Raw genomic sequence first — 8,764 nt, 5'->3', positions numbered from 1 at the left:
TTCGAAGTCTGTCTGCGATATATTCAATATGATTGTATATGTTGGATTACATAATGAAGCCAATTTTAGTCAACTGGAAACCTCTTTTTTTAATCCCAGGGCTATCATTTTTTTAACTTTGTGATGAGGAACCTTTGTCAAACACGAGACTTCTTCTAAAGATAGCTTAGGATGCTTTAGCACAAATTCTCTGACCCTCTCGCTTTCTGTTCGACAAATACTGCACATACTAAACGGGCTGCTTTCCATTGGCTCATTGCACAAACGACAATTTCTCACCATAGCGTTCATTTCCCCACCCCTTTTAGTCAAATATTATTTTCCTATATTTTACAATATATTTTCCGTTTAGACAACACATCATTATGAATTTTTTGAAAACAAGTGCTGAATACCTATTTTCAGTAGCAGTCTTGTCGATTACTATTTTTTTTTCAATATGCTATATTTAAAAGGTGCGTTATATCTTATATAGGAGCTGATTTTTTTGATACTTGACGACATTCTGGCGTTCAACCAAAAATTTGTAGAAAACGAAGAATATAAGCCATTCGAAACCAATAATATCCCAAATAAGAAAATGGTTATCCTGACGTGCATGGATACAAGATTACAGGAACTATTGCCCAAAGCAATGAATATTCATAACGGTGATGTCAAAATGCTTCGAAATGCAGGTGCGATCATTCCTGATCCATTTGATAGCATCATGCGCGGCATTCTGGTTGCCATTTACGAACTACAAGCCGAAAAGGTTTTAATCATCGGACATCGCGACTGTGGGATGTCACACATGGATACAGATAGATTCATTCAGACAATGAAAGATAAAGGCGTGAAAGAAGAAACCATTCAAAGTCTGGAACATGCTGGCATCCATCTGCATGATGCTTTTCTTGGCTTTGATGACGTCGAAAAAGCAGTATCGCATAGTGTATCGATCGTCCGCAACCACCCGCTTCTTCCTTCTTATGTAACAGTTGATGGACTAGTCATCGACCCGAACACAGGCAAATTGGATCTTGTCACTACCAAGGGCGAATGAAAATATATTGATTAGAAGGAGCCAAGCCCCTCAGTAAATGTAAAAAAGTTGGACGGTCCCATCCTGACATGGGACCGTCCAACTTTTTATCTAGTTTAATATTTTCGTTAATCTGCACTTCAGACAACGGGTTTTTAGCTAGTTATACCCCAGCGCCCTTTTTTATTTTTTTAGAAATGGACTGATATACATATTGTTCTTCTATTGCTACATACTAAACCTATTCATCACGATTTGCGAGGGAGACTATGCAAAAAAGACCAAGTCATAAAAAGTTTCTTCCCATTACACTTCAAAAACTCGAGCAATTACTGAAAAAAGATATTGGCGGAGAACACGATTTATCTTTTGACATATATGAAAAACAAGGGAAGAAAATCGCAGTTTTTTATGTCGTTTATCAAATAAACACAGACCACCTTGAAAACTTTTTATTAACCCCTTTACTGAACAAATTGCCAAAATGGACGAAAGAGGAAATCCAGAATAACATTCCATTATCAGGGGGCAATTCCATTGATTCGCTGGAAAAAACACTGGAACAATTAATTTTTGGCTCTGTCTGTTTGTATATAGAAGGAGAGAAGGAGATCCTCACTTATTCCCTATTGAACAAAGAAAAAAGATCTCTGGAAACAGCCGAGACAGAGTCGCTTGTCCTTGGGCCTAAAATGGCCTTCACGGAATCGATCGAGACTAACTTAAACATTGTAAGGTTCCGTATTCGTTCAACTGATTTAGCGATAGAAGAATTCCAGATCGGCACGATGTCGCCGCGTATCGTTCGCATGGTTTATATGAAGTCCATTGCGAATGAAACTGATGTCAACACGATGCGCCAGCGGCTTGAAGATCTGGACGTCGATGAAATCCAGGACAGTGTGGTGTTGAAACAATATTTGGAAGACTCCCAGTGGTCGATTTTTCCGCAATTTGATTCCACAGAATTGCCGGATCGCTTCACATATAACATAACCAAGGGGAAAATCGGGGTTTTGACAGAAAACAGCCCGACTGGTTTCATTGGTCCGTCGACACTGTTCAGTTTTTTCGAATCCACAGAAGATCTGTACATGCGCTGGAATGCCGGTACTGCTTTAAGGATGCTCCGATTTATAGCCATGACCATATCGATTCTGCTGACACCGCTCTATGTGGCTGCAGTCACTTATCAATACAGTATCATCCCCAGCCAGGAGCTGATCACGCTTGGTGAATCAAGAGCATCTGTTCCCTTTCCACCGTTGCTGGAAGCCCTGATCTTGGAATTCATGATTGAACTGCTCCGGGAAGCTGGTGCACGTTTGCCGACAAAAGTCGGGCAAACGATGGGTATTGTCGGTGGTATTGTTATTGGCGAGGCAGCCGTGCAGGCCGGTTTGACCAGTAATATCCTGATCATCCTTGTTGCGATCAGCGCCCTGGCATCCTTTACAAGTCCATCCTACCTGATGAGTGTAACCATTCGTATGGTGCGTTTTCCGCTTATATTGCTGTCTGGACTTCTTGGTCTGCTTGGCATCGTGTACGGAGTTGTTTTTTTAATCATTCATCTGTTGAAGGTCACCTCACTTGGCAGACCTTTTCTCGTTCCGCTTTATCCGTTGCAATTGAAGGACTTCAATAAAGTGCTTTTCCGTTCCCCTTTTGAGTTCAATAGCCGGCGAGCGAAATCCTATCGTCCGAAGAAAATTCGCCGTTACAACAAACAAGAGGCAAAGGTAAAGCATGATAATCAAAATTAGGTGAGATAATGGAAATTAATGTAAAAAATTCCCCAGGAGATACCTTCCGTGCATTTTATATGTTTTTTATCCTGGGCGGTGTCCAATTGGGAGTCGGCATCATGGGGGCGCCTCGCTGGATATTCATCCAAGCGCATCAGGATTCGTGGCTGTCCATTTTGATATCCGGGGCAGCCATGATCCTTGTCTTAAGCGTGATGCTGCTTATCCTAAAACAGTATGACAATGCGGACATATTGGGGATTCAGGTCGATATTTTCGGCAAATGGCTCGGTTCCTTCCTAGGGATTATTTATATCCTTTATTTCTTCATGGCCAACACCACGATATTGATGAATTACATAGAAATCATACAGGTTTTTCTTTACCCGACGTTACCTGCCTATGCTCTCGGCTTTCTAATATTGACGCTGATTATTTATGCATTGAACGGGGGGATGCGCACTATTGTGGGATTGACGTTTTTGTTCTTTTTGATCTCACAGCTGCTTGCCCTCCTCTTATACAAGCCAATCGAGCTGATCGATTGGTATCATTTTCTGCCGATGTTCCAGTCTTCTCCCATCGAGTTGCTGAAGGGGGCCAAAGCGACAACCTTCACTGTCCTCGGCTTTGAAATGCTGTTTTTCCTGTACCCTTTCATTGGAGATAAAGAGAAACTTAAACGCCCTGTATTTCTAGGCATTTTGTACACCACTTTTATTGTTCTGCTGGTGACATGTATTGCCATCGGCTATTACAGCTTGGAAAATCTTCCTTATGTGGAGTGGAGTGTGCTCACGCTTTATAAATCGATTTCCTTCCCTTTCATCGAGCGGCTGGATTATATTGTCATCATGATGTGGATCATGGTAGTCATCCCTGCAAATGTATTTTTGATGTGGTGTATGTCCCATGGTGTCCAGCGTCTGTTCGGCCTTAATGAAAAGGTGGCCATGTATGGGATTGCCCTGGTCACCCTTGGGATTGTCTCCTTTGTCAAATCGGATGCTGCTGTATTGGAATCTACCAATTGGATAGCTAAGATCGGTTTCTGGATCGCTTTTGTATATCCGTTCGTTTTGCTTCCCTGTGTCTATCTAAAAAAATTCATCCAAAAAAAGAAGCAGCAAAAAAAAGGAAATGGAGGTGGTCATGACGATGCTTAAGAAGCTCTTCTGTTTCATATCACTGATTTGCCTATGCGGCTGCATACCCACGCAGCAACTGGAGCATCTTGGCATCATCTATGCGGGGGGTATTGATAAGACAGATGATGACAAATTACTACTGACAGCTGTCATCAATCAATTTGAATCACAGTCAAAAAACAAGACAAAAATTGTCACAGGAGAAGCGAAAACATTGAAAAGCGCTGTCGAAAACGCAAACCTTGAAACGAACTTCCAGCTTACCACCGGAAAAGTGCAACTCGATTTGTTCGGCCTTGAGACTGCCAAACGGGGGATCGGCTCCTTTATCGATGCTTTGGCAAGGGATTCCACCATCCCTGATACAATGTATCTTGCCGTCAGCCAAACCCCGGCAAGAGATTTGATCACCATCCAGAACAAGGCTATTTCCGTGAACACAGGGCAATTTTTGCACGACGTCATCGAAAGGAATTCAAGTGACCACCTTTTTCCAATTGTGACACTTGTCAAATTCCAAAGCAGCATGTTCGATGTTGGACGCGATCCCATCCTGCCATTGTTCGAATTGCAGGGGAACATCCCAAAAATGACTGGTATTGCCATTTTCAAAGATGATCGTTATGTCGGCAAACTGTCCATGAATGATAAATACTTGTTCAATTTACTCGAGAAGCGAATCAAAGAAGAGCGTTTTGAAGCTTCCATTTCCGCCAAAGCTTTAAAAAAAATCATACGCTCACCGATGAACCAAGATGAAAAAAACGTCAACATGGCTTTCGAAATTGTTAATGGCAAAGGAGACATCGATGTTGCCAATATGGATAAATTGGAGTTTACCATCAATGTGCAAATGAATGTCACTCTTATGGAAACAACTAAAGAATTAAAGCTGAATACTCAAAAATCGATGAAAATAATCGAAAAAGAGATACAAAAAGAACTGACCCAGAAGTATAAAAATATACTGGCCCACTTACAGGAACTTAACACAGACGCCTTTGGATTCGGAGATGTCTATCGAGCACACAAAACTGGCAGCAAGCTGACAAAATCTGAATGGCGCCGCTTGTTCCCGGATATCAAAACAAAATTCAATATCGATGTCAGATTGATCGGCCACGGCGAGATCTCCTAAAATTGTATAATGCTTAAGACCGTTTCTGGAACGATAGCAAACGATAAATGCACCTGTTTACAAGTGTTTTTCAAAAGATGGGAACCCGGTTGAATGTTTCTATAACCGGATTCCCTCTGTTTATCAACCTTGTGAAACCATTGCCTCGTTTTCTACAGCTTCATCGGCCACCAAACCGGACAGTACATGCACACGTAATATGAACCCGACCAACTTTTTGTCTTCATTGACAACTGCCAGCGGATATTTGCTGTCCAGGGCTTTCGGTATCAAATCATTAATATACTCATCTTTACCAACGAGCGTGTAATCCTGTCGCAAAACATCTGGCAATCCCTTGTTCATTTTAATTCCCTCTATTGCGTCGTCGATCGTGACAATACCTTGAACGATCCGTTTCCTATCGACAACGAACACACTTGAAATTCCATTCTCTTCCATTTCTTTCATGGCGACATTCAATCCGTCTTTCATCGATACCAAGGCATTTGGCTTAATCATGATGTGCTCTGCCTGAAAGATTTTTGACCGGTCGATATCCTTAATGAATTCGGATATATAGTGATCAGCCGGTGAAGCAATAATTTCTTCCGGTGAGCCTACTTGAACGACATGCCCATCCTTCATTACAGCCACTCTGTCTCCAAGTTTAAATGCCTCATTAACATCATGAGTGATGAAGACGATCGTTTTTTGCAGTTTCTCCTGAATATCCAATAGCTCCAGTTGCATTTCCCGGCGGATCAGCGGATCCAGCGCACTGAAAGGTTCATCCATCAGCAGAATATCGGGGTCATTGGCAAGAGCCCGAGCAAGCCCGACGCGCTGCTGCATTCCGCCTGATAATTCACTGGGATACTTCCCTTCATACCCCTTTAAACCGACTGCTTCAATATTCTGTAAGGCAATTTCCTTTCGTTCTGCTTTTGAAACACGGCGGATTTCCAATCCATATTCCACATTCTCAAGAATTGTCCTGTGACTGAAAAGGCCGAAATGCTGAAAGACCATGGCTATTTTCTCCTGACGGAAAAGTCTCAGTTTTGTATGGTTATATGTCGTAATATCTTGACCTTCTATATAGATAGCTCCGTCTGTCGGCTTGTTCAACAGGTTCAGGCAGCGGATTAAGGTCGATTTACCACTTCCTGACAAACCCATGATGACGAACATTTCTCCTTTTTGAATGTCGAATGAAGCATCATAAACTCCCACCGTATGATTCGTCTCGGCAAGTATTTCCTGCTTATCCTTTCCAGATCTTATTAAAGGAACAACTGAATTAGGTTTCGGGCCGAATATTTTAGAAACATGCTCCAGCTTGATCTGCGTAGTCATTAAAGCGCCCCCTTGTGTTTTTGAAACTTGTCGGCAATACCATTGGTAATTCTATCGATAATAATTGCCAAAAACACGATACTGATACCTGCCTCGAACCCCATGGCAATATCGATGCGATTAATGGAAATCAATACCTGCTCCCCAAGACCTTTTGCACCGACCATCGAAGCGATCACTACCATTGCCAAGGCCATCATGGTCGTTTGATTGACACCGGTCATCATGGTTGGCATCGCTTGGGGCAGCTGAATTTTTCGTAGCATTTGCCATCTGGAGGATCCGAAGGACAAGGCAGACTCGATTACTTCTTTGTCAACACCGCGGATAGCCAGTTCTGTCAGCCGAATGACCGGGGGCAGCGCATATATCAGTGTCGCAAAAATAGCGGACACATTCCCCAGGCCGAAAAAAAAGATTGCAGGTATCAAGTAAACAAAGCTTGGCATGGTCTGCATGGCATCTAACAGTGGCCGCATGACAGCAGAAAAACCATGGCTGAAGGCCATCCATATGCCAACAGGTATACCGATGACCAAACATACAATCACAGCTGTGACTATAATCGCAATGGTAGTCATCATATCTTCCCATAAACCGAATGTTCCAATCAAAAAAATGAAAGCCGCATAAAGAACACCGGAAAAGAATGTTTTAAAATACCATCCGATCAAAAAAATGACCAAAATAAACGCCCACCATGGTACCCATATCAAAAAATCTGAAATACCATTGATCGTTCGTGAAGATACAAAAAAGATGAAGTCAAACAACCCCTGAAGTGTATCCCCTAAAAAAGTCACAAGTTTGTCGGCATAGTCTCCTAAATGAAAGTGTAAATCTGGAAATGTCATCATATATGCAAAGCTGCAAACACGCAGCTATGTCACCTCTCTTTCATATTTTTACAGCTGGTCAAAAAACAGCCGGCCAAACAAATGGCCAGCTGCCCCACCTTTCTTACAGAGCATCCTTCACTTTTTTGGCTACATCGTCCTTCACCCATGATCCCCACAAATCTTCATGCTTCTTCATCCACCAAACAGCTGCTTCCTCAGCAGATGCATCTTTTTCTTTCATATAATTTAATGCTTCCTCCGTCAAATCGTTGCTTGTTTCATATTTTTTTAAAAATGCTACGACTTCTGGCGCCTGTTTTTCCATATCTTTGTTAACTGCAACAACAACATCATTTGGCGGGAATGCTGTACTTTTGTCTTTATTCCATTTTTTTTCATCAAATGGTGCTTCTTCCAGCAGTGTCAAATCGTATTTGGCTGTCACCCAAGTTGGCGACCAATAATAGCCAACCCAAGGTTTTCCTGATTCATAAGCTTTTTTCAAATCAGCTACCGCCGCTGAATCAGACCCTGGTATAAAATTGTTCATTGTTTCATCCAGTCCGTATGTTTTGAACTTCTCGGTAATTGCTTTTTCAACTTCCCATCCGCTTGGACCATTAATAATGCGCCCCCGTCCTGAATCCTCAGGATCCTTGAAAACATCCGGATATTTTTTTAAATCAGCTACTGTTTTCAAGTCCGGGGCCATTGGTTTGATACCACGATCTTTATCACCTTTGATCACATAGGTGGGAACATATAATCCCTGATCGTTGTCATCAAAATTGGTGGATACTTTTTTGATGTCGCCTTTTTTGATTGCCTCATCATAAACTTCTTTGATATTGTCAGTCCAAATTTCCATATACACATTGATATCACCCCTGCGTAACCCTTGAATTGTGGCTGCAGTCGAACCCGAAGTGACATCTGTCTTATAGCCGAAGCCTTCTTCAATGATCTTCTGCGCTATGCTGTTGTGTACCCTAATGCTGTCCCACCCGGCATCAGCAAAAACAATTTTGTCGATTTTATCCTTGCTTGCTGAATCAGATCCGCATGCTGCCAATACCGCCAGCATGGCAGCAAAAAGAAATATGGTTATTTTTTTCATCTCAGTGAAATCCCCCTCATATAATTTTCGTGTTGCGAATTACGGATAATTCAAATTGTGAAGTTATAATAAAATGGTGCAACATGGAAAAGCTGTGGAATGGTTGGCAAATGCCGCAGATTAGATCGAAAAGTGTAACATGTTAAGGTTACCGAAATAACAGGATATGCTCAAACGCGTTATTTGTTTATAATTCACGATTTTTTCTGATTATTAGGATTCTCTTAGGTTTTTTCTCCATCATTTATTGTTCTTTTACAATATGCGTCCTATTACGCCGGAATTCTCGTGTTTTACGACTATTGTCTTCCTAAAAAATACTGTTTGGAAGTATGTTATGATTTACCCATCATTTTCTAAAAATAAACCATTTTTTAATTAATTTTAAAATTGTTTTTTCTCCCATGTTTTC

General features: G+C 41.6%; 7 protein-coding genes. 4 read left to right on the top strand and 3 right to left on the bottom strand.

The genetic code is table 11. The annotated features are described in order from the left end of the window. The first annotated feature begins 487 nt into the window (after positions 1 to 487). From ACFSMW_RS01180 to ACFSMW_RS01165, 4 genes are all read left to right on the top strand, one after another. Positions 488 to 1,045: a beta-class carbonic anhydrase gene (locus tag ACFSMW_RS01180; protein WP_390352288.1), complete on the top strand. Its 558-nt coding sequence runs from the start codon at positions 488 to 490 to the stop codon at positions 1,043 to 1,045. 248 nt (positions 1,046 to 1,293) lie between these two features. Beyond that, the gene (locus tag ACFSMW_RS01175; protein ID WP_390352286.1) at positions 1,294 to 2,790 is read left to right on the top strand and encodes a spore germination protein; all 1,497 of its coding nucleotides are present in this window, start codon (positions 1,294 to 1,296) and stop codon (positions 2,788 to 2,790) included. Between the two features lie 8 nt (positions 2,791 to 2,798). Beyond that, complete coding sequence (locus ACFSMW_RS01170) at positions 2,799 to 3,938, top strand: GerAB/ArcD/ProY family transporter (RefSeq protein ID WP_390352285.1); 1,140 nt, start codon at positions 2,799 to 2,801, stop codon at positions 3,936 to 3,938. After that, a complete protein-coding gene (locus ACFSMW_RS01165; RefSeq protein ID WP_390352283.1) occupies positions 3,931 to 5,058 on the top strand; it encodes a Ger(x)C family spore germination protein in 1,128 nt (375 codons plus the stop codon). The genes ACFSMW_RS01170 and ACFSMW_RS01165 overlap by 8 nt, the downstream gene beginning before the upstream one ends. A gap of 123 nt (positions 5,059 to 5,181) precedes the next feature. Here the strand turns inward: ACFSMW_RS01165 and ACFSMW_RS01160 are convergent, their stop codons facing one another. From ACFSMW_RS01160 to ACFSMW_RS01150, 3 genes are all read right to left on the bottom strand, one after another. Further along, entirely contained in the window at positions 5,182 to 6,396 is a 1,215-nt protein-coding gene (locus ACFSMW_RS01160; RefSeq protein ID WP_390352282.1) for a quaternary amine ABC transporter ATP-binding protein, read from the bottom strand. Beyond that, the gene (locus ACFSMW_RS01155) at positions 6,396 to 7,253 is read right to left on the bottom strand and encodes an ABC transporter permease (RefSeq protein ID WP_390352280.1); all 858 of its coding nucleotides are present in this window, start codon (positions 7,251 to 7,253) and stop codon (positions 6,396 to 6,398) included. The genes ACFSMW_RS01160 and ACFSMW_RS01155 overlap by 1 nt, the downstream gene beginning before the upstream one ends. Positions 7,254 to 7,356: 103 nt before the next feature. Next, positions 7,357 to 8,352, bottom strand: a complete 996-nt coding sequence (locus ACFSMW_RS01150; RefSeq protein WP_390352279.1) for an ABC transporter substrate-binding protein — start codon at positions 8,350 to 8,352, stop codon at positions 7,357 to 7,359. Positions 8,353 to 8,764 lie beyond the last annotated feature (412 nt).

This window comes from Tigheibacillus halophilus, from assembly GCF_042683165.1.
GTDB lineage: Bacteria > Bacillota > Bacilli > Bacillales > Amphibacillaceae > Tigheibacillus > Tigheibacillus halophilus.
Note: the sequence above shows the minus strand (reverse complement) of the source record. Positions and strands in the feature narration are given on the sequence as shown.